Source organism: Longimicrobium terrae (assembly GCF_014202995.1).
Classification (GTDB): Bacteria; Gemmatimonadota; Gemmatimonadetes; order Longimicrobiales; family Longimicrobiaceae; genus Longimicrobium; species Longimicrobium terrae.
In genome coordinates, this window is the sequence record NZ_JACHIA010000023.1 from 57305 (window position 1) to 76917 (window position 19613).

At 69.0% G+C, this 19613-nt stretch carries 20 protein-coding genes and 1 pseudogene; 8 read left to right on the top strand and 13 right to left on the bottom strand.

Annotated features, from left to right (window positions below):
* Nucleotides 1–52: 52 nt before the first annotated feature.
* From HNQ61_RS24310 to HNQ61_RS24320, 3 genes are read right to left on the bottom strand one after another with little or no spacing between them, the layout of a single operon-like run.
* Nucleotides 53–1381 (bottom strand): glycerate kinase type-2 family protein, encoded by a 1329-nt coding sequence (locus tag HNQ61_RS24310; protein WP_170032981.1) that lies wholly within the window; start codon nucleotides 1379–1381, stop codon nucleotides 53–55.
* The gene (locus HNQ61_RS24315; RefSeq protein WP_170032984.1) at nucleotides 1381–2313 is read right to left on the bottom strand and encodes a 2-hydroxyacid dehydrogenase; all 933 of its coding nucleotides are present in this window, start codon (nucleotides 2311–2313) and stop codon (nucleotides 1381–1383) included. Before HNQ61_RS24315 ends, HNQ61_RS24310 begins: the two co-directional genes overlap by 1 nt.
* The gene (locus HNQ61_RS24320; protein ID WP_170032986.1) at nucleotides 2313–2852 is read right to left on the bottom strand and encodes a GNAT family N-acetyltransferase; all 540 of its coding nucleotides are present in this window, start codon (nucleotides 2850–2852) and stop codon (nucleotides 2313–2315) included. The genes HNQ61_RS24315 and HNQ61_RS24320 overlap by 1 nt, the downstream gene beginning before the upstream one ends.
* A 134-nt stretch (nucleotides 2853–2986) precedes the next feature.
* Between HNQ61_RS24320 and HNQ61_RS24325 the strand changes: the two genes are divergently transcribed.
* The 4 genes from HNQ61_RS24325 to HNQ61_RS24340 all read left to right on the top strand — a co-directional run bounded on the left by HNQ61_RS24325 (nucleotide 2987) and on the right by HNQ61_RS24340 (nucleotide 5133).
* Nucleotides 2987–3178, top strand: coding sequence for a hypothetical protein (locus tag HNQ61_RS24325; RefSeq protein ID WP_170032988.1), 192 nt, complete (start codon nucleotides 2987–2989; stop codon nucleotides 3176–3178).
* A gap of 95 nt (nucleotides 3179–3273) precedes the next feature.
* On the top strand, nucleotides 3274–3672 hold the full coding sequence (locus HNQ61_RS24330) for a response regulator (RefSeq protein WP_170032990.1): 399 nt from the start codon (nucleotides 3274–3276) through the stop codon (nucleotides 3670–3672).
* 57 nt (nucleotides 3673–3729) lie between these two features.
* Nucleotides 3730–4029 (top strand): hypothetical protein, encoded by a 300-nt coding sequence (locus HNQ61_RS24335; protein WP_170030548.1) that lies wholly within the window; start codon nucleotides 3730–3732, stop codon nucleotides 4027–4029.
* Nucleotides 4030–4461: 432 nt separating this feature from the next.
* Nucleotides 4462–5133 (top strand): hypothetical protein, encoded by a 672-nt coding sequence (locus HNQ61_RS24340; RefSeq protein WP_221305278.1) that lies wholly within the window; start codon nucleotides 4462–4464, stop codon nucleotides 5131–5133.
* Between the two features lie 62 nt (nucleotides 5134–5195).
* On the opposite strand, the gene HNQ61_RS24345 is transcribed toward HNQ61_RS24340, so the two are convergent.
* The 10 genes from HNQ61_RS24345 to HNQ61_RS24390 all read right to left on the bottom strand — a co-directional run bounded on the left by HNQ61_RS24345 (nucleotide 5196) and on the right by HNQ61_RS24390 (nucleotide 14711).
* Nucleotides 5196–6056: a TIGR03915 family putative DNA repair protein gene (locus HNQ61_RS24345; RefSeq protein WP_170032995.1), complete on the bottom strand. Its 861-nt coding sequence runs from the start codon at nucleotides 6054–6056 to the stop codon at nucleotides 5196–5198.
* A gap of 428 nt (nucleotides 6057–6484) precedes the next feature.
* Nucleotides 6485–7741: a putative DNA modification/repair radical SAM protein gene (locus HNQ61_RS24350; RefSeq protein ID WP_170032997.1), complete on the bottom strand. Its 1257-nt coding sequence runs from the start codon at nucleotides 7739–7741 to the stop codon at nucleotides 6485–6487.
* 282 nt (nucleotides 7742–8023) lie between these two features.
* On the bottom strand, nucleotides 8024–8476 hold the full coding sequence (locus tag HNQ61_RS24355) for an Imm63 family immunity protein (RefSeq protein WP_170032999.1): 453 nt from the start codon (nucleotides 8474–8476) through the stop codon (nucleotides 8024–8026).
* A gap of 342 nt (nucleotides 8477–8818) precedes the next feature.
* On the bottom strand, nucleotides 8819–9955 hold the full coding sequence (locus HNQ61_RS24360; RefSeq protein WP_205761297.1) for a multicopper oxidase family protein: 1137 nt from the start codon (nucleotides 9953–9955) through the stop codon (nucleotides 8819–8821).
* 464 nt (nucleotides 9956–10419) lie between these two features.
* Nucleotides 10420–11184: a methyltransferase domain-containing protein gene (locus tag HNQ61_RS24365; protein WP_205761299.1), complete on the bottom strand. Its 765-nt coding sequence runs from the start codon at nucleotides 11182–11184 to the stop codon at nucleotides 10420–10422.
* A complete protein-coding gene (locus HNQ61_RS24370) occupies nucleotides 11181–11633 on the bottom strand; it encodes a hypothetical protein (RefSeq protein ID WP_170033001.1) in 453 nt (150 codons plus the stop codon). Before HNQ61_RS24370 ends, HNQ61_RS24365 begins: the two co-directional genes overlap by 4 nt.
* Before the next feature lie 14 nt (nucleotides 11634–11647).
* Nucleotides 11648–12082, bottom strand: coding sequence for a hypothetical protein (locus tag HNQ61_RS24375; protein ID WP_170033003.1), 435 nt, complete (start codon nucleotides 12080–12082; stop codon nucleotides 11648–11650).
* Between the two features lie 232 nt (nucleotides 12083–12314).
* A complete protein-coding gene (locus HNQ61_RS24380; protein WP_170033005.1) occupies nucleotides 12315–12707 on the bottom strand; it encodes a hypothetical protein in 393 nt (130 codons plus the stop codon).
* 59 nt (nucleotides 12708–12766) lie between these two features.
* On the bottom strand, nucleotides 12767–13510 hold the full coding sequence (locus tag HNQ61_RS24385; protein ID WP_170033007.1) for a hypothetical protein: 744 nt from the start codon (nucleotides 13508–13510) through the stop codon (nucleotides 12767–12769).
* 76 nt (nucleotides 13511–13586) lie between these two features.
* Nucleotides 13587–14711 carry an AI-2E family transporter gene (locus HNQ61_RS24390; protein WP_170033028.1) on the bottom strand — a complete coding sequence of 375 codons (1125 nt, stop codon included), beginning with the start codon at nucleotides 14709–14711 and terminating at the stop codon, nucleotides 13587–13589.
* A gap of 665 nt (nucleotides 14712–15376) precedes the next feature.
* On the opposite strand from HNQ61_RS24390, the gene HNQ61_RS24395 reads away from it, so the two are divergent.
* The 4 genes and pseudogenes from HNQ61_RS24395 to HNQ61_RS24410 form a co-directional block, all read left to right on the top strand.
* The gene (locus HNQ61_RS24395) at nucleotides 15377–17701 is read left to right on the top strand and encodes a bifunctional salicylyl-CoA 5-hydroxylase/oxidoreductase (RefSeq protein WP_170033030.1); all 2325 of its coding nucleotides are present in this window, start codon (nucleotides 15377–15379) and stop codon (nucleotides 17699–17701) included.
* Nucleotides 17701–18486, top strand: a complete 786-nt coding sequence (locus HNQ61_RS24400) for an SDR family NAD(P)-dependent oxidoreductase (protein ID WP_170033032.1) — start codon at nucleotides 17701–17703, stop codon at nucleotides 18484–18486. The genes HNQ61_RS24395 and HNQ61_RS24400 overlap by 1 nt, the downstream gene beginning before the upstream one ends.
* Nucleotides 18487–18608: 122 nt before the next feature.
* The gene (locus HNQ61_RS24405; RefSeq protein ID WP_170033034.1) at nucleotides 18609–19178 is read left to right on the top strand and encodes a DUF433 domain-containing protein; all 570 of its coding nucleotides are present in this window, start codon (nucleotides 18609–18611) and stop codon (nucleotides 19176–19178) included.
* A 76-nt stretch (nucleotides 19179–19254) separates the two neighbouring features.
* Nucleotides 19255–19584: pseudogene (locus HNQ61_RS24410) on the top strand (DUF5615 family PIN-like protein); the annotation flags it as partial.
* Between the last annotated feature and the right edge of the window lie 29 nt (nucleotides 19585–19613).

Here is a 19613-nt window from a genome sequence, read left to right on the forward strand (position 1 = left end):
AGTTGTTCTTTCTCTGCGTCTCTGCGGCTCTGTGTGAGGCTTTTCTGTTGATTCAGTGCGCCGGATGCCCGTCCACCAGCACCACGATGACGTCGTTGACGTTGGTGCCGCTCGGTCCGGTGACGATCAGGTCGCCCGCCGCGCGGAGGAACGGATGCGCGTCGTTGCGGCGCAGCGCATCCTCCGCGTCCAGCCCGCCCGACTCGCCCCGCGACACCGTTCCGCCGTCCGCAAACCCGCCCGCCGCGTCCGTGGGCCCGTCCACGCCATCCGTCGCGCACGAGGCCACGAGGACGCCGGATTCGCCGCTCAGCTCCAGCGCCGCGCCCAGCGCGAGTTCCTGGTTCCGCCCGCCGCGGCCGCTTCCCTTAACCGTCACCGTCGTCTCCCCGCCCAGCAGGAGCGCGACCGGCCGGGTTGATCGCTCGCCGCGCACTTCCAGCCCCAGACGCGCCACCTGCTCGCCCACCGAGCGCGCCTCGCCTTCCACGTCATCCGCCACGATGCGCGCATCCCAGCCCAGCCGCGCGGCCTCGTCCGCGGCGGCGCGCAGGGCGTCCGCGTTGCGCGCGATCACGTACGCCGACGCACGCGCAAAGGCGGGATCGAAGTCGTCCGGTGTCTCCGCAACCTGCCCCGCGTCCCCGCGCCGCAGGTGGTTGAGGATGGACGCGGGCGTGTCGATTTCCCAATCCGCCAGCACCTGCAGGGCGTCTTCGTACGTCGTGGGATCGGGCACCGTCGGCCCGGAGCCGATGGCGTCCAGCGCGCCGCTCACCACGTCGGAGATGGCGAGCGTGACCACGCGTGCGGGCGCCGCCGCCTGCGCCAGCCGCCCGCCCGCGATGCGCGACAGATGCTTGCGGACACAGTTGATGTCGTTGATCCGCGCGCCGGAGCGCACCAGGCGGTCCGTCACCCGCTGCAGCTCCGTCAGCGACACGCCGGCCACGGGCGCCGGCCACAGCGCGGACGCGCCGCCGCTCAGCAGGCAGAGCACCAGGTCGCGCGGCCCCGCGCGGCGCGCCAGCCGCAGCGCATCGGAGGCGCCCGCCAGCCCGCCCGTGTCGGGAACGGGATGCGAGGCTTCCCACACCTCGATCCCCGGCAGATCCGCGCCGGCGCCGCCGCGCGTGGTGATGGAGCCCTCCGCGATCCACCCGCCAAAGGTCTCCAGTGCGCCGCGCGCCATCCCCACGGCCGCCTTTCCCGCCCCCACCAGCAGCACGCGATCCACCCGCGCGAGGTCGATCTCCTCCGCATCCGCCACAGACAGGCGCGTTCCGTCAACCCGCAGCGCGCGGAGGACGGCCTCACGCGGGTCCGCGGCGCGGAAGGCGGCGGTCAGAACACGGCGGACGGCGGCGCGAGCGTCGTCCATCAGGACACCGGAGTGAGCGGCGGCTGGCCGGAAAGCACCGCCTCGACGTTGCGCGCCGCCAGCATCGCCATCCGGTGCCGCGTCTCGGTCGTCGCCGAGCCGATGTGCGGCAGCAGCATGACGTTGGGCAGCTCCAGCAGCCCGGGGTGGACCACGGGATCGCGCTCGTACACGTCCAGCCCCGCGCCCGCGAGGTGGCCGTCGCGCAGCGCATCCACCAGCGCCGCCTCGTCCACCAGCGGGCCGCGCGCGGTGTTGATGAGGAATGCGCCCCGCCGCATCCGCCGCAGCGCGTTCCGGTCCAGCACGTGGCGCGTGTCCGGCGTCAAAGGCGCGTGCAGGCTCAGCACGTCGCTGGACGACAGCAGTTCATCCCAGGCCACCCACCGCGCACCGGTCTCCGCCTCCGCCGACGGGTCCAGCCGGGAGCGGGAGTGGTAGATGACGCGCATGCCGAACGGCGCCGCGCGGCGCGCCACCGCCTGCCCGATGCGCCCCATTCCGTAGATGCCCAGCGTGCGCCCTGCCAGGTCCGCGCCCAGGTAGCCGTCGAACCGCCATCCACCAAAGCCGCCACCGCGCAGACTGCGCTCCGCGGACGAAACGCCGCGCAGCGTACCCAGGATGAGGGCGAACGCCACGTCCGCCGTCGCGTCCGTCAGAACGTCCGGCGTGTTGGTGACGACGACGCCGCGCGCCCGGCACGCCTCGCGGTCCACGTGCTCGTATCCCGCGACGGCGTTGGCCACGATACGCAGATTCGGGGCGACGGCGAGCAGTTCGGCGTCCACGCGGTCCGTAAGCACGCAGACGAGCGCCTCCGCGTCCGCCAGTTCGCCGCGCCATCCATCCGGCCCGGCGACCTCTCCGAGTGGCCGGAGCAGATCGGCGGCCTCGGCGGGGAGCGCAAAAGTGCAGACGATTCGCGCCATCAGCCGAGCGGCTTTTCCCACAGGCTGATGCCCGCGGAACCCAGGCCCAGCGCGGTGTGCTCGCGAATGCTCATCTCCCGGAATCCCAGCCCGCGCACCACGGGGTGCACCGGCAGCCGCCGGCGCTGAAAGGCCGTCCGCAGCCCGCGGATTCCCTGCCCCGCGAGCCACACTTCCAGCCCGGAAAGCGCTTCCCGGGCCAGCCCCTGCCGCCGGTGTTCGGGGACGATCATGATCATTCCGATCAGCGCGCGGTCGGCTTCCGGGTTGCCCACCCACCAGCCCAGCGCGCCTACCGCCTCACCGGTTTCCGCCAGCGTCAGCAGGGCGACGTCGCGGCCGGGCGTGGCGGCGCACCCGGCGATTTCGCCCGCGGCGGCGTCCGGCGCGGGGCCGGGGAGGCCGGAAAGGATGCGGAAGTGGTCCGCGCACCGCCCGAACATCTCCTGCAGCGCGGCTTCGTCGCCGGGGTGCAGGGTGCGCAGGACCAGGCGGTCGGTCTCGATTTCCAGCGGGGCGGTGCGCTCGGCGTCCACCATGGTTCCGTTCTGCGGGACAGGGCCGGCCCGGACGGGCGCGGCGGCCGGGAAAGTTGCCCCGGGGCGCCCGAGGGCGTCAAGTTGTACGCCTGCGCCGCGGCGGTCGCGGCCTTCAACCACACCGGGAGCGAGCGATGCAACTGGAGTCCGCGCACTTCATGCGGACGGGCGACGTGGTGCGCCACGCGGCGGGAAACGAGGGGAGCGTGGTGGACGCGCTCGCCCTGTACGCGGTCGTGCGCTGGGAAGACGGACGGCAGGAAGAAGTCGATCAGCTGGACCCGCAGATCTTCGTCATTGAGCGGGCCAGCAAGTCCGACAGCTGATCCGTGCTACGGTAGCAGGTGAGGAAATCATCTTAGACCATGGCGTACAACGACTTGTGTGTTGTACTATTGATGTACTCCCGGAGGTACATCTGATGAGAACTGCCATGGGCGGGGTGTCTCCCCGCACGGTGCTGATCGTAGAAGATCAGTTGGAAATGCGCGCCATCACCACCGCGTATCTGGAGCACCAGGGATACCGCGTGGTGTCGGCAGGGGATGGGGTCGAGGGGCTGCGGTGCGCGCGGGAAGTGCACCCGGACCTGATCCTGATGGACATCTCCATTCCCGGACTGGACGGAATCGAGGCGACCGCGGCGCTCAAGCGCGACCCGGCCACCCGCGACATCCCCATCATCATCGTGAGCGCGCACCCGTACGGTTCGGTGGGCAAGCGTGCGCGCGACGCCGGCTGCGACGGCTGGCTGAACAAGCCGTGCGATCCGCGCCGCGTGCTGGAAGAGGTGGAGCGGCGGGTCGGCGCGCCCAACTGACCTGACCCGCGCCGCTCCCCCGCGGCGTTCTTCAGACCAATCGCTTCTCGACCCCGCATGAGCCACTTCGTCGATCCGAGCTGGTGCGCACGGCTGCACGCCGCGAGTTCGTCCGCCGGCCGGCCCGCGGCGTCCGATCCGGTCGCGTCCGCCGCGCCTGACACTTCCGCCCCGCCCGCCTCTTCGGCGGTGCCGGGTGATGAAGGTGCGGCTGAGGAGGCGCGCGCGCCGCTGTTCGTGAAGCGCGAGATCCCCAGCGTGCACGAGTGCGAGCTGTGCGGCACCGTGATGTTCGACCACAACTGCAAGATCATCTGTCCCAACTGCGGCTACAAACGGGATTGCAGCGATCCGTGAGCCGCCATCATCCGCCTTGCGATCGACGAGTGCAGAAGGCGGAGTAAAATCAGAACGCGTGCTGCCTCATGCACTTGGCAGCACGCGTTTCGTTTATGCCGGAAGATCTTCCGCCCACGCTCATTCCGCCCTCCAGTCCGTCCACTTCCCCGTTTCTACGTTCCGTCCCATAATACCTGCACGCAACTCGGTAAAACGAAGAAGGCCACCCGCTCAAAAACGGGTGGCCTTCCTACCCCGGCATGATCAGTCCGCTGACCCGGAGGCCAACTCTGCGGCGACCACGGAACGGGGAATAACGCCCTGAATCTAACCGTTGCCATGCACCCCGCACAAGCTCCGCTGCTTACTCTTGCAACGCTGCACCGCGCACTTTCGGAGCAGCGCCTGAACTCCTATCAACATGCGGGTGACCGCGACGAGGTGGATGGCGTGGCCAGGTACATCTGGAACATGGCACTGTGCGGAACTCTCCACTCCTCCCTTCATGTATTCGAGGTCACCCTGCGAAACGCCATCTTCACGACGTCCGTGAAGCTGGTGGACACCTCGAACCTCGTGATGCCGGACATCCCGTGCTGGTTGGACGCGGCGAACTCGACCCTGCTGTATGACGATGAAGCGGCCGAGGTAAGGCGGGCCAAGAGTTACCTGGGCACGGATCGCAAGCAGCGAACGCCCGGCCACCTGGTTGCAAAGCTTGGATTCGGCTTCTGGGTGCAGCTTACCGCTCGCGCGTACAACGAACTTCGTGCCGACGGACCCAGGCTCTGGCCGAGAGGCCTGTCAGGCGTGTTCCCGTTCAAGTGGCCGCCGGGCTCAAAGAAGATCGTAGCTGACCACGGTGACCGGGAGATGGTCTTTGCGCGCCTGCACAAGATTCGAACACTCCGGAACCGCATCGCCCACCATGAGGCGATATGGGAACTTGACCTGGAACGGGAATACGGCGGGATTCTCGAGATGCTTGGATGGATGAGCCCCCGCATGCACAGTGCGGTCAGCGAGTTGGACAGGTTTCCGGTGGTTCTCGCAGCCGGACCCGGGAGCTACCGACGGGAAGCGGAACTCCTGCTCCGCACCCCATCCGAGCGAACCACTTGACGCGGGTTCTCGCCGACAGGCCAGATCCAACCAGGTGGGCGGCGCAGTTGGCGCAACGCTGATCAGGAATCGCCGCTCGTGGCGGACGCATCCCCGGTACCCGTCTGGGCTGGTTCGGACCGGGCGCGGCGCTCGCGCTTCATCTCGGTGGACTGCTGCTCGATCATGCGGCGGACGCGGGCGGGGGCGTCCTGCAGCAGCGGCGCGATGAGTTGGGCCTCGGGCAGGTTCTTCCAGTACCGCAGCGGCATTTCGGCGCGCATGGCGCCGGGGCGCGCGCGGCCGGGGTTGAAGGTGCTGGCGTAATACGTACGCCACAGCCCCTCCAGGTGGTCGGCGTCCGGCGCCTGGGAGCGCGGCACGCCCGGGGTGAACGAGACGGATGCGCCGTCCCAGTGCACGCAGCGGATGGGCGTGAGGATGGACCAGCGCATGGACGCGAACCGCTCGGCAAAGAACGTCGAGGTGTGCTCCACCACGTCGTGCTCCGGCTCGAACCAGGCGACGTAGTGCGTGCCGCCCTCGTGCTCCACCGCGCGGAAGCGCACGAACGCCTTCATCTTGTGCGATTCGCGGCGCACCGCCTTTTCCATCCGCAGAAGTTGATGGACGTGCGGGTCGGTGGCCACATCCATCAACGCGCGCTCGCCGTTCATCACCCGCCACAGAACGCCGTAGAGGAGGGCCCAGCGCTCCGGATCGCGATGGCACGCCACCATCCGCGCGATCTCCACGAACCGCCGCGGAACGCGGAACTCGCGCACCTCCGCGCCACCCGCGCCCTCGTCAGCCAGGCCCAGCGACGGCTGCGGATCGTCCTCCGGCGCCCAGGCGACCGCGCGCGGCTCCACCCCGCTCACGATCATCCGCCGCGCGGCCGCGCGCCAGCCGTCGAAGGTGGGGGTGAAGGGGACGGATTGCATAGGGGAAGTGCGTGAGTGCTGGGTGCGGGGTGCGTGAGTGCGAACTGAGAAGTACGAAAGTACGAGAGTACGAGAGTGCGCCGGGCGGGGCTTGGCGCATGCGGCGGCAGCCCTCACCCCCCAACCCCCTCTCCCGCAAGCGGGCGAGGGGGAGCCGTTCGGCGCGGGCGAACGGTTCGGCCCGCGACGCGATCACCGCTGTCGCAGGTCCCGACGCAGTTGAAGCCCTGAACCGGACGCGCCAGCGGCCGGTGTCGGGGGTTCCCGCTGATGGAGCGGCGGATTCATTCGCTCAACGGCATCCGCTCACACCTGCACTCCGCTTCCCGCGCTGAACTTTCCGCCGCCAACAACCCTCCCCCAGTCTGTTTTGGGGGAGGGTGGGCCGGTGGTGCCGGCCCGGGTGGGGGCCGCCCGGGAACTCCGCCTTACAACTCCCCGTGCACGGCCGCGCGCGCGGACTCGAACATGTCGATCTGCGCGCGCTTGGGCGCGATCCGGTCCTGCAGATCCAGCGAATCCGGGCCGATCAGCGTGGGCCGGTGATCCGCCGCGATGATGAACGGCAGGGCGCGCCGCAGCGGAATCCCCAGCCGCCGCAGGTCATCAACCCTCACCTGCCGCCACGCGCGCGCAGCCAGGATGCGCTTGACGTTGCGCGCGCCCAGCCCCGGAATGCGCAGCAGTTCCTCACGCGGGGCGCGGTTCACATCCACCGGAAACCACTCCCGGTTGCGCAGCGCCCACGACACCTTGGGGTCCAGCGTCAGGTCCAGGTTGGGCGCTTCGACCGTGGTCAGTTCCTTGGCCTCAAAACCGTAGAACCGCATCAGCCAGTCCGCCTGGTACAGCCGGTGTTCGCGCACCAGCGGCGTGGGGATGACGGGAAGTGTGCTGGACGAGTCCGGGATGGGCGAAAACCCGGAGTAGTACACGCGCTTCAGACGCGGCCCGGTGTACAGCGCCGACGCGGTGTGCAGAATGGTGGCGTCGGTCGCATCCGTCGCGCCCACGATCATCTGCGTGCTCTGGCCGGCGGGGGCAAAGCGCGCCAGCGGCCGCGACGGAGAGCGGTCTTCCTTGGCCTCGGCGATGCGGTCGCTCATGCGCGACATGGCGCCGGTGATCTGCACCAGATTCTTTTCCGGCGCCAGACGGTCAAGGTTCTCCTGCGTGGGCAGCTCCACGTTGATGCTCAGCCGGTCCGCCCACCGCCCCGCCTGGTCCAGCAGCTCCGGCGCGGCGTCCGGAATCGTCTTGAGGTGAATGTAGCCCGCGAACCGGTGCTCCTGCCGCAGCGTGCGCGCAACCTGAATCAGCTGCTCCATCGTGTAGTCGGCGGAGCGGATGATGCCGGAGCTCAGGAAGAGCCCCTCGATGTAGTTGCGCCGGTAGAAGTCCAGCGTGAGGTCGACGACTTCCCTGACGGTGAACCGCGCGCGCTGCACCTCGCTGCTGCGGCGGTTGATGCAGTACTGGCAGTCGTAGATGCAGACGTTGGTGAGCAGGATCTTCAGCAGCGACACGCACCGTCCGTCGGGCGTGTAGCTGTGGCAGATGCCGGTTCCCTCGGTGCTCCCCAGCCCCGTCTTGCCGCCCTTGCGGCCCTTGGCGCCGCTGCTGCTGCACGAGGCGTCGTACTTGGCCGCGTCAGCGAGAACGGCGAGCTTGCCGGCGATCTCCATCCACCCCGTCCCGCTGCAGGATTCCCGCTCCGAACAGACGCCGAAAGATACACTGGCATCCTGTTCAACGTCAACGGTTTGTACAACGTGGCGGAACAGCCGTTCCCCTCGGCCCCCTGGCTCCGCGGCAGGGGTTCACGCGGAGGTCGCGGGGGAGAGCGGAGGTACGCGGGGAGTTCGGCGAAGACCCGGCCCTGGCACCGAAAGAAAGGGGCAGGTCCGGAAGCCCGAACCTGCCCCTTTCTCGACTGTCCGCGAACGTGGCGCGTGCGGCGCTGCTGGTCATCCCCAGAACCGCCAGCCCCGCTTTCCGCTCGCCTTCTGGTCAAGGTACGGGTTCCTGCTGAGCACCTGCGCGTATTCGGCTCGTTTGCGATCACCCCATTCGCGGCGGAGCCCGCTCAGCAGTTCGACGTCCTTGGCGAACCACCAGCGCCGCGCGTCCCCGGTGCGGAACAACCTCTGCGCATCGAGCTCAATGGCGACGCCCACAGTCACATCGCTCATCAGCCAGTACAGAAGCTCATCCTGATCCCGCGCGGTACGGCGCTCGAGTTCCCTGCCCCGCTCGGTGACCACGTACTCGTACTGGCCATCGTTCAACTCGACGTGTGGAGCGCCATCCATCAGGGGACGAGTCTGGAGTTGGCGCTGGTACGAGTACGCCGGAGCATGCCCCAGCAGTTCGCATAGCCCCTTGTATCGCTCTTGCAGATCGCGCAGGTCCTGATCCATCCCCATCCCCGTGTAGAGTCGGCCGGCGCGCGACAGGCCCGGGTTCCGCGACCTTCATCCAGTTCCCCAACGTCCGGGCGATTCTCGTTCCAAGCCGGATCGTCACACCGCGACGGGCGGATACTGATCGTCCACACCACACTCCCCGCGACCTCCGCGACCTCCGCGACCTCCGCGACCTCCGCGACCTCCGCGCCCCCCGCGACCTCCGCGTGAGAGCAGTTCATCCCCCTCTGCACGACGACCATGCCGGCGGTTCCACCGTGGCGTGCCCATCCCCGACGACAAAAAACCGGCCCCGCGGATTCGCGGGGCCGGCTTCCATCGCACAGGGCGGGAGGACTACTTCTGTACGATGAGCGCCGTGACCATGCCGAACATCCCGTTCGGCGTTTCGGCGTGGGGAAGAATGTGGCAGTGGAACGCCCACGTGCCCGGGTTGTTGCAGTCGATGATCACGTCCCAGCGCTCGCCGGGCGCCACGTTCAGCGTATCGCACATCCAGGGCATGGGCTGGGGATATCCGTCCTTGTCGATGACCTTCATCCCCATTCCGTGCAGGTGCATGGGGTGAATCATCATCCCCTCGTTCATGAAGCGCACGCGCACCTTCTGCCCCAGCTTGGCCACGATGGGCTCCGTGGCGGGAAACCCCTTGCCGTTGAGCGTGTAGCCGTGGCTGCCGTCGTTCAGGATCATCACGTAGTCGATGTCCGCCCGCTCAACCGCCCGGGGCCGGCGCGGCGCCACGATGAAGGCGCCCAGCAGCCCCTTGCCCACCTGCTCCGCCGAGTTGTGGTGCGAGTGGTACATGTGCGAGCCCGCGTTGGGCACGGTGAACTCGTACGTGTAGCTGTCGCCCGGCTTTACCGGCGGCTGGGTGATGAACGGCACGCCGTCCTGCTCAATGGGCACCAGCAGGCCGTGAAAGTGGATGGCCGTGGACTGGTCCAGGTTGTTCTTGAGCACCACGCGCACCCGGTCGCCCTCGGTCACGCGGATCTGCGGGCCGGGCACCTGCCCGTTGTACGCGAACGCCTCCACGAACTTTCCGGGCTCCGTTTCCCACTGCATCCTGGCCGCGGTCAGCTCGAACACCTTGACCCCGTTCACGATGCGCGGCTGCATGAGCTGGTTGCCCATCACATTCGTCTTGGCGGGGAATGCCTTGATCCCCTTTTCGTGGTGCGCGTCCATCTCGTCCGCGCGGCGGCGGACCTCGGCGGCGCTGGCGGGCGTGGCGGGGTTGGCCGCCATGGTGCCGCCGCTGTGGTCGCTGTCGGCGTGCGTGCCGCTGGCGGCGGCCTTGGTGCTGGCCGCATTGCCCGCGTTCTCGGCCTTCTGCTCCGCCGCGCTTCCACCTCCGCAGGCGCTTACCGCCATCCCGGCAATCGGAACCGCCAAGCCCAGCGCCGAAAAGCGGAGAAAGTCACGGCGCGAAGGGGCCGCGGTCTTTTCGTTGGTATCCTGTACGCTCATCTGAGTCGGTCTCCGTTGGGTTTTCGTCGGTCCGGCGGTGCCGCGGTGCGGCGTTGCCCATGGCTCGGGCGAACGGCTTCAAGCTACCGGAGCGGCGGTCCCCCAACTGTCGGGCGGTGAACGGCGCGCCGGACGGGAAAGGCTTGGAACGCGCGTCGGTGATTCGTGGCGCGCGCCCGTCGATGCGTGGGGAGCTTCCCGACACGACAACTCTAGATCGGGCGGACAGTTGGATGAACTGCCCTCACGCGGAGGTCGCGGAGGTCGCGGAGGTCGCGGGGAAAAAGGGAGGGAGCGCAGAATCGCCCCGCGGCGCATGGCCACGGGGCGGTTTTCGGTCGATCAGGATCAGTTGATCAGGATTGGTACACGGTGGATCGGGATCGTTGGATCAGGTCGGCTGATCGGGATCGCAGGATGGATCGATCAGGATGGATGCGGCGGGATCAGCCGATCAGAATCCGTCAGAGGCGGGCGAAGAGGATCTGCGTCTCGTACTCCATCACCACCTGCCCGTCGCGCTGCGTGGCGTCGAAGAGCGTCCGCAGGTCGGCGATCATCGCCTCGTAGCCGGGCTGGCCGGCGTTGGGCGCGTAGGAGGAGGAAACCAGGCGGCCCTCGAGCCCCGCGTAGTCGAACACCTGCCGGTTCTGCGCCGTCCGCCGCGTGAACGGCCCGCCGAAAAAGGCGCGCAGCGTATCATCCGTCACGTTCTCGTGGTTCACGCCAGCGTAGTCCGTTCCGTGGCGCAGAAGGAGTTCGTCGTACCCGCGCAGAAAGTCCGACGTGTCCCGCCGACGCGCGTTCCAGATGATGACGGCCAGCCCGTCCGGCCGCAGAATGCGCCGCCACTCCGCCCGGGCGCGCTCCGGATGGAACCAGTGGAACGCCTGAAACGCCACCGCCGCGTCCACGCTGGCGTCCGGCAGCCCCGTCGCCTCCGCCGTTCCCGCCACGATGGTGAAGCGCGGATCGCCGCCGAGCGCCGCCTCGGCCGCGGCGCGCATGGCGGCGTTGGGCTCCACGCCGATCACCGTGTGGCCGCTTTCCAGAAGCATCCGCGCGCTGATCCCCGTCCCCGCGCCGATGTCGGCCACCGTGGCGCCGGGTTGCAGCCCCGCCTTGTCGCGCAGCACGGCCATGACGGCTTCCGGGTAGCCGGGGCGATACTTCACGTACGCATCCACCCGGTCGCTGAAGCGCGTGGTGGCGTTCCGGTCGTCGCTCACGGAACGACCTGCACCGCCCGCGTCACCACGAACGGGGCGATGGTCTGAATTCCGTCCGGCGTGGCCAGGTGAACGTTGATCGTCGCCGTACCCGGCTGGTCGAACGTAAGCTGGACGCGGTGCTCGAAACGCCGGAAGTCTTCCGTGCAGCCCTGCGTATCCCGCCGCTGGTAGTCATACGGATTCAGATCCGCCTCGCGCGCCTGCTGGTTCACCTGCACCTCGGTTCCGCCCCGGCGCATGCATCCGCGGCCCACCGTGTAGATCTGCACCGGGAACGCCGCCCCGGCGCGAACGGTCTGCGGCGTGTAGATCTCCGCGCCTTCGATGCCGATCACCGCCTGCGACTGGCGCCGCTCCCAATCCTCGTCCAGGCCCAGAGCGTCGCATCCGGCCAGCAGAATGGAGGCGAGCGCGCCGGCGGTCATCAAACGGATCGTCGTTTTCATCGTTCCTTCTCCGGTCAGCGTACGGTGACGGTGCGGGTGATGACCAGCGGCTCGGGATCGCCTCCGCGGTCCACGCGCACGCCATGAACGCGGAGGGTGGCCCGGCCGGGCTCGTCGATCCGCACGGACGCCTCGTGGCGGAACAGGCGAAGGTCCGCCGTGCACACCGCGCCCGCGGCCTCCGCCCGCGTGTCGCGCGGGCGCAGATCCGCGGTGCGCCCCCGCACGGAAACGTCCGTCGTCCCCTGGCGGATGCAGCCGCCGCCGTAGGTGCGGATCGCGACGGTGAACGGCTGCCCGGCGGTGGCGGATTCCGGAGCGATCACCTCCACGGGATCGCCGTAGTGCGACAGGATCGCGGCGTTGGGATCGGCCTCGCGAGCGCCGGTCGCGCTCGCGCATCCGGCGAAGGACAGGACGGCCAGCATCATCCAGCGATTCATCTTCATGCGCGGCTCCGCGGTGTGTCGTCGATCAGAAAACGGCGCCCCGCCATGGGAGCGCCGCCGATGAAACGTGAACCGCCGCCGATTTGTGACACGCCCGCGCCATCCACCTGCCGGACGTCCTGCCGTCCGCGGAGGACGACCGTGCCGGTCAGGTCTCGCCCCCTGCACCACCGGGCCCGTCCCGCATCGGGATGCGCCCGGTGACCTGAAAGGAGAAACGGCGCGGGGCTTCTCAGTCGCGGATGGGGACGAGGACGAACGAGGCAACCAGCATCGCCAGTCCCACCAGGTACGGCGCCGGGCTGCCGACGAGCAGGTAGTGCACGCCGCCAAACATGGCCGTCGCCTCGCCCAGCGCCCAAGCGATGATGTTCCACGTCTGCCGCTTTCGCGCGTCCCGCTCGGCGGCGTGAATGCGCTGCAGCACCAGCACGCCCGCCGCGGACGCGATCAGCAGCCCGATGTTCACCCACTGCAGCGGCGCCCGCACGTCGGGAGCGGTGGAACGCGGCCCGTCCTGCCCCACCAGCCAGGTCACGACGGCGCCGAACACCACCACGCCGGAAAGCAGGGCCATGCGGACGATGCGCAGTGAGGTGCTTCGCGAGGAGAACGTGGGCGGCATGGGGATGGGATCGATGGGGATGAACCGCGCCCGCCCCGGGCGGGGCGGGCGCGGACGGGTCAGCGCACGGCGCGCGGATCGAACATGGCCGGATCCAGCGTCTCGTTGGCGCGGACGTTGGAATACACCTCGTGCAGAATGCGCTTGGGCCCCAGGAACGCTTCCACCTCCGGCGCAATCCATCCGCCCGCCAGCCGCTCGTAGTTCTTGAACCACACGGCCACCATCTGCCCGTTCCCCGCCGGATCCAGCATGCGGACAAAGAGCAGCCGGTCCGCCTCGATCGCGAACTGCTTGCTGGTAGTGTCGCCGGCCATGGCGCCCACCACGTATACGGGCGTGCCCCCCAGCGTGTCCATGTGAAAGCGCGTCAGGTCAAATCCCTGCGCCCGCAGCGACGCAATCGAACGCTCCACCGGCTGCGCGTACACGTCAAAGCCCAGCGTCATCAGCGCATTCGTCCGGTTGGCCGCGCGCATGGGCTGGCCGCGCACCAGGCTGAACGTGCTGTCGCGGGTAAAGATGGTGACGCGGCCCTGCTCCGGCGGCCCCATCTCGATGCGCAGCCCGCCGGGGATGGTGGCCCACTCGCGCCACTCTTCCACCACCGTGGAGTCGTTGGGCAGCACGCGCGTGGTGGCCTGGGTGAACGACAGCGTGCGGTACCACTGCCCCGCGTAGCGGTCGTGCATCGCCTGCAGGAGCGATTCGGAGCTGGTGATGGCGGGCGACGGGCGCACCGCGGCGGGGGCGCAGGCGGGCAGCGCGGCCAGAAGCAGGAGCGAAACGCGGGAAAGGCGCATGGCGGACCGTGGGGACGCGGGTGGATGGGTTCCGGCCGGAAAAGGTATGCGGCCGGAACCCGCGCGACAACTCACCCTACTCCTTGACCACCGGCGCGATCCGCTCGCCGTCCGTCTCGATCGCGCGCTCCACCCACAGCACCTGCACGATGGTCCACACCAGCATCACCAGCGGCAGCGCCAGCAGAATTCCCATGAAGCCGAACAGCGCGCCGAACAGCACCAGGGCGAACAGGGTGACAAAGGGGTGGATTTCCGCGCTGCGCGACATGGCCCAGGGCGTGATCAGATTGGCCTCGATCTGCTGGATGGCCAGCGCCGCCACCGCCGTCCACATCCCCTTGCTGGGATCGTCCATGAGCGCCACGCCGGTCGCGATGCCCCCGCCAATCCACGGGCCCACCAGCGGCAGAAACTCCGTCAATCCGCAGAGCAGTCCCAGGAGGAGGGCGTTGGGCACGCCGATCAGGTACAGCGCCACGATGCTCAGCAGCCCCACGCCCACCATGGCGATCCCCACGCCCTTGAGCCACCCCAGCAGCCGCTCGCCCAGCAGCTGAAAGATGCGGTACCAGGCCACGCGCACGCCCTCCGGCAGCACGCGCAGCATGGGCGTGAGCAGGCGGTCGTTGGGCGTCGCCAGCGCGAACAGCGCGCCGAAGAAGAGGATCAGCGGAACGAAGAGAATTTCCAGCACGCTCGCCGCGCTTCCCATGACGCTGCCGCCGCCGGGCGACATGCCGGAAAGCATCTTTTCCGGCGGGGGGAACTTGATGTTCATCCCCGTGTTGGTGCGCAGCCACTGCTCCCACTTGGCGAGCTGGTCCTGAAACGCGGGCCCCTGCCCGGCCATGTCGCGCGCCTGCTCCAGCAGCATGGGCGCGCCGAACGCGATCAGCGCCACGAATCCGCCCACGACGGCCAGCCCGATCCCCGCCGCCAGCCACTTGCGCTGCACCGGAATCAGCCGCCGCAGCGCGTTCAGGCCGATGGCGATGATGGCCGCGGCGTACATCATCAGAAACGTCTGCATCAGCTGGTCAAAGAACCGGAACGCCAGCGCCAGCAGAAAGATCAGTCCGGCCGCGCGGTACAGGTGCTCGGGGCGCACGCGGTCCGCGCGGGAGTGGGACGCGCTGGCCTTTACGTCCTCCGCGTCGACGGGCGCCGCCGCCGGGAGAGTGGGTTCGTCGTCCGCCATCTGCCGCGCCTGTTGTGTGTCCGCAATGCGAGTTTCCGGAACGCGGACCGGGCAAGGAGCGCACCAGCTACAAAGGGATGGTTGGACCGGCGCGGGCGGCGGGCTCCGGGGAGGCCCCCACCCCGGGCCGGCACCACCGGCCCACCCTCCCCCCAAAAAGACTGGGGGAGGGTTGCTGGCGTGCGTAGACCTCGGTGGATGTCGGAAAGTACCGAGCCTGAGCGGAGTTCGTTGAGCGAATGAATCCGCCGCTCAAACCGCGGGAACCCCCGACTCGCGGCCGCTGTCGCGTCCACGATCGGGGCTTCAACTGCACCACAGGTCGCCGTCCCCGCGTCGTTGGCCGCCAGGATTGAGGCCTCCCCCTCTCCCGCTTGCGGGAGAGGGGGCCGGGGGGAGAGGGCTGCCTGCCGCCGCACCGATCCATCCGGAACGAGCTGAGTTGCTGTTCTCCCCTCTCCGTGCGGCAGTTTGCACGGGGAGGGGCCGGGGGAGGGGCCTCACAGCCCGCCACCGCACCCAACCATCCAGAGCACCCAACAGCCGTTCGTCATCCCCATCCCCTCCACCCGGCGCTCCCCGCACTTTCGCCCGGCCCCGCGCTCCCCTACACTGCCCGCCCACGCCCGCGGCACCAGACCCATCCCAGATCCCGGAGAACACCCGTGAAGGTGGCGGTAATCGGCGGCGGACCCGCCGGACTGTACTTCGCGCTGCTGATGAAGCGGGCCGACCCCGCCCACGAAGTCGTCGTCCTGGAGCGCAACGCGCCCGACGACACGTTCGGCTGGGGCGTCGTGTTCAGCGACCAGACGCTCGGCTACCTGCGCGACGCCGACCCCGAATCCGCCGCGCGCATCGCCGACGAGTTCGCGCACTGGGACGACATCGACATCCACGTTCGCGGCGCCACCATCACCTCCGGCGGCCACGGCTTCAGCGGCATCGCCCGCAAGACGCTGCTGCGCGTCCTTCGCGACCGCGCGGCGGAACTGGGGGCCGACCTCCGCTTTCGCCAGGACGTTCCGGACGATGCCGCGCTGGCCGCCTGTGGCGTGGAAGGAATGGACCTGGTCGTGGCCGCGGACGGCGTGAACAGCCGCGTCCGCGCGCGCTACGCCGACCGTTTCGCGCCCGACCTGGACGTGCGCACCGCGCCGTACTGCTGGCTGGGAACCACCAAGCTGTTCGACGCCTTCACCTTTCTGTTCGCCGAAACGGAGCACGGCGTCTTTCAGGCGCACGCCTACCGCTACTCCGCGGACCGTTCCGCCTTCATCGTGGAGTGCGATGAACGTTCGTGGCGGAATGCGGGATTTGACGCGATGGACGAGGCGCAGACCGTGGCCGCGTGCGAGGCCATGTTCGCGCCCTGGCTGGACGGCCACGCGCTGGAAAGCAACGCGCCCCACATGCGTTCTCCGTGGATCCGCTTCACCCGCGTGAGCAACGAGCAGTGGTTCACGATGGATGGCGCCGCCGCGCCCGTCGTTCTGATGGGCGACGCGGCGCACACGGCGCACTTCTCCATCGGCTCGGGAACCAAGCTGGCGATGGAAGACGCCATCCTGCTCGCCCGTGTCCTGAACCGAGAGGAAACTGCGCTCCCCGACGCGCTGCGCGAGTACCAGGAAGAGCGGCGGACGGACGCGCTGCGGCTGCAGAACGCGGCGCGCAACAGCATGGAATGGTTCGAGAACGTCCGGCGCTACATCCACCTCGATCCGCCACAGTTCGCGTATTCCCTGCTCACCCGCAGCCAGCGCGTGAGCCACGAGAACCTCCGCCTGCGTGACGCGAACTATCTGTCCGGCGTGGAGCGCTGGTTTGCCTCGCGCGCGGAGGCGGAGTGCGATCCGGAGCGGTTCCCGCCGCCCATGTTCACGCCGTTCCGCCTGCGCGGCATGCGGCTGCAGAACCGCGTGGTCGTCTCGCCGATGGACATGTATTCCGCCGAAGACGGCCTTCCCAACGACTTCCATCTCGTGCACCTGGGTTCGCGCGCGCTGGGCGGCGCGGGGCTGGTGATGACGGAGATGACGTGCGTCTCTCCCGAGGCGCGCATCACGCTCGGCTGCACGGGGATGTACGCACCCGAGCACGTGGACGCGTGGCGCCGCGTGACGGACTTCATCCACGCGCGCAGCACGTCGCGCATCTGCGTGCAGCTGGGCCACAGCGGACCCAAAGGCGCCACGCGCGTGATGTGGGAGGGGATGGACGAGCCGCTGGCGGAGGGCGGCTGGCCGGTGATGGGCCCGTCCGCGCAGCCGTACGGCGAACGCAACCAGGTCCCCCGCGAGATGTCGCGCGCCGACATGGACCGCGTTCGCGACGAGTTCGTCCGCGCCACGCGGATGGCGGAAGAGGCGGGGTTCGACATGGTGGAAGTGCACTGCGCGCATGGCTACCTGCTCAGCAGTTTTCTGACACCGCTGAGCAACCGGCGCACGGACGAATACGGCGGATCGCTGGAGAACCGCCTCCGCTTCCCGCTGGAGGTCTATCACGCCGTGCGCGCCGCGTGGCCGGACGAGAAGCCCATCTCCATCCGCATCTCCGCCACGGACTGGGTGGATGACGGGCTGACGGCGGACGAAGCGGTGGCCATCGCCCGCTCGTTCGGCCAGGCCGGCGCGGACATCGTCCATGTGTCGACGGGGCAAACGACGCCGCGCGGCAAACCCGTGTACGGGCGCATGTTCCAGACGCCCTACAGCGACCGCATCCGCAACGAAGCCGGCGTGCCCACCATCGCCGTGGGCAACATCACCGAGGCGGACCAGGTGAACGGGATTGTCGCGGCGGGACGCGCGGATCTGGTCGCGCTCGGCCGGCCGCACCTGGCCGACCCGTTCTGGACCCTGCACGCCGCCGCCCAGATGGGATACAGGGACCAGCCGTGGCCGATTCAGTACGCCAGCGGCAAGAGCCAGCTCGAGCGCACGCTGCAGCGCCAGCAGGAAATGCTCAGCGGAGGCGGGATCTGATGAGCGACGGACGCCATCTCGCCGGAAATCTGGCCGTGGTCACCGGCGGCGGGCGCGGGATCGGCGCGGCCATCGCGGAGGCGCTCGCCGAACTCGGCGCCGGCGTCGCCGTCCTGGGCCGCGACGCGGATGAACTGCGGGGCCGCGCCGCATCCATCGCGGAAGCGCACGGCGTCCGCACGCATGCCGCCGTCTGCGACGTGACGGACGAGGTCGCCGTGCAGCACGCGTTTTCCGACATCCGCGCGGCGCTGGGCGAGGTGCACATCCTGGTCAACAACGCGGGCCAGTCCGCCGGCGTCGCGTTCGGCGACACCACGCGCGAGGTGTGGGACCGCATGCTGGCCGTCAACCTGACGGGGACGTTCCACTGCACCCAGCAGGTCGTCCCCGCCATGCAGGCGGCCAAGTGGGGGCGCATCATCAACATCGCCTCGACGGCCGGCCAGAAGGGATACAGCCACACCGCGGCGTACTGCGCGGCCAAGCACGGCGTGGTGGGCCTCACGCGCGCGCTGGCGATGGAGACGGCCAGGCAGGGCATCACCGTCAACGCCGTCTGCCCCGGCTACACGGATACCGACATGGCGCGCTCGGCGATCGACAACCTCGTCCGCGCGGGCCGCACGGAAGACGACGCGCTACGCGCCATCACCCGCGTCATGCCCATCGACCGCCTGATCCGTCCCGAGGAGGTGGCGAGCGCCGTCGCCTGGCTTTGCGCCCCCGGCGCCGCCGCCGTCACCGGTCAGTGCATCGGCGTCGCCGGCGGCGAGGTGATGTAGATGCCGCCGTTGACCAGCCGGCCGTCCCTCCCCTAAATTAATCCTCATCACGAGGAGGAATTATGGGCGGAGTTCAAGAACCGCGGGCTGGCGAGGGATTTACTCCGCGGGAAGCGTCCTACGTGACGGATCTGCCGGAGAAGACGATTCAGCAGGCGATCGATCGCGCGGAGGTCCGCTCGCTCCGGGGCGGGGGCGAACGCGAACGCATGCTGGGGTATCGCGACCTGGTGTATCTGCGGCTGCGCAGCGGTGCGGGCCGGCTGCTCTCCCCGGAAGGGAAGCGCAAGCTGCGCGAAGAACTGGAGCAGCTGTTCGGCGGCAGCCTCGAGAATGAGGTCGTAAACCTCGGGCCGTTGAACGTGGACGTGGGCCCGGAGTCACGCACAGTTCAGGCGCGGCTCGCGGCCATGGAACGGGCCCGCGCATGGGTGGTCAGCGACCCTGATGTCCTTGCGGGCGAGCCCGTGGTGCGGGGAACGCGCATTTCGGTGCACGTGGTGGCGGATCTGAAGGAGCAGGGCGCCGGCCCGTCGGAACTGCTGGAAGAGTTTCCCTCACTCACGCCCGAGTCGCTGGAGGCCGCCCTGCTCTACGCCCGGATGTACCCCCGCCGCGGCCGCCCCCGGCGCGCTCCGTGGAAGGACGGCGCCCCCGCACGATCGACGCGGGGGTCGGACGACTCCGCGTAACCCGAACCGGCGAAAGGTTGGCACTCGGTGGTCTCGTTTCTCATCGACGAAAACCTTTCGCCACCTCGCGCAGACGGCGAACGCGTTCGGGTACATGGCGTTCCACGTTGCGCATCGTGGATGGGCGTCGGCCGCGGATCCGCAGGTTCTGCGGCGGATGCTGGATGAGAACCTGACCCTCGTCACGAACAACTGGAAGGATTTCCGGCCGATGCTGGTGCGGGCGGCGCTGCATCCCGGAATCGTGGTCATCCTGCCCACTGTGCGCCGCGACCGGCAGGTTGAACTGTTCACGCTCGCCCTGCTGACCATCCGGGACTCCGATCCGCCCCTGGACATGATCAACACCGTTCTGGAAGTCGCGGAGGACGGAAGCGTCACGCGCTACGCGCTGCCGGAAGGCTGATCCCCAACACGGACCGTGCGCCACGACGG